The sequence below is a fragment of the Mesorhizobium sp. Ca11 genome (assembly GCF_020165275.1).
In the GTDB taxonomy this organism is placed as follows: domain Bacteria; phylum Pseudomonadota; class Alphaproteobacteria; order Rhizobiales; family Rhizobiaceae; genus Mesorhizobium.
The window spans coordinates 1-1,192 of the sequence record NZ_JAIUHU010000043.1 but is presented as its reverse complement, the minus strand read 5'-3'; the positions used below and the strand labels follow the sequence as shown (position 1 = coordinate 1,192).

The following is a 1,192-nucleotide window of genomic DNA, read 5'->3' as shown; positions in this document are numbered from 1 at the left end:
GAGGGCTTTGCACGGGAGAGTGAATTCTGTTTGTTGGGCTAATGAGGCGTTTTTTGAAGGCCATGGGAGCGGTTTTGGGCGGCTTTGCGGGGCATTTGCCGGGTTAGGCGGCCAATCCGCTTGGCTGCGGACGCACTCCTCCTCATGCTCGTCTCTCAGCAGGTGGAAAGAGGGCGCCGATCATGGTCCTTAGATTGTAGGCGCAGGCCGCCAGCATGCACTGCGTGCGGTTGGTGGCCAGGTTGAAGAAGCGCACGCGCCGCATGCCATAGTGCTCCTTGAATACGGCGAACGGCCGCTCGACCGCCGCGCGCACCTTGGCGATCAGCCGGTTGCGCAGCTTTTGGCGCGGCGGCAGCTCGGGGTGATGCTTGTTGGCCCGCCGCATCAGCCGATCCTTGATGTTGGCCTCGGCTAGCCGATCGTGCCTGGCGTGGGTGTAATAGGCCTGATCGCCATAGGCCGCCTTCTCGTCGCCGCAGATCAGCTGGTCGGCCGGCTCGGTGTCGGTGAGCGAGGCGTCGCTCACCTCGACGCGCCGGATGATGGTGTGCGCCTGGTCAGCGCCGATGTGCATCTTGTAGCCGAAGGTGCTCTTCTTGCCCTTCTTGCCCCAGCGCGCATCCTTGTCGGACGACGGCTTGATCGGACCATGATGGCCCTTCTTGGGCTGCTTGGGCGGGCGGCCGCGAGCCTGCAAGAATGTGGCATCGACCAAGGTACCGCGCTTGACGATCAGGCTCTTGGCCTCCAGTTGGCGATTGATCTCCTCAAAGATCTTGTCGATCAGACGCTCGCGCGTCAGTTCCTCGCGGAAACGCCACAGCGTCGAGTGATCAGGCGTGCGATCCGAAAGGCTGAAGCCGGCAAAGCGGCGGAACGACAGCCGGTCCCGGATTTGCGCTTCAAGCGCGGGATCGCTCAGCCCATGCCACACGCCCAGCAGCAAACAACGCACCAGCGGCTCGGCTGGATAGCTGGTGTTGCCAGAGCCAGGACCGCTGCGATGACCAAGCAAGGTTCGGATCGGCGCCCAGTCCAGTTCCTTCGCTATCAGGTCGAAGATCGTCTCATCCGACGCCGCAAAACCGTCCGCTAGGCTCAATTGGCCAAGCACTCGATCGACCATCGCGAATCCCTCCTCGCCGGATATCCGCATGGAATCACCGATCCGATTCTGTGCAAAGCCCTT

At 62.4% G+C, this 1,192-nt stretch carries 1 protein-coding gene; it reads right to left on the bottom strand.

Features of this window, described 5'->3' with window-relative positions; all coding sequences use genetic code 11:
• Nucleotides 1-142: 142 nt before the first annotated feature.
• On the bottom strand, nt 143-1,192 hold a 1,050-nt coding region (locus LB538_RS29120), incomplete at its 5' end, for an IS5 family transposase (protein ID WP_224532842.1).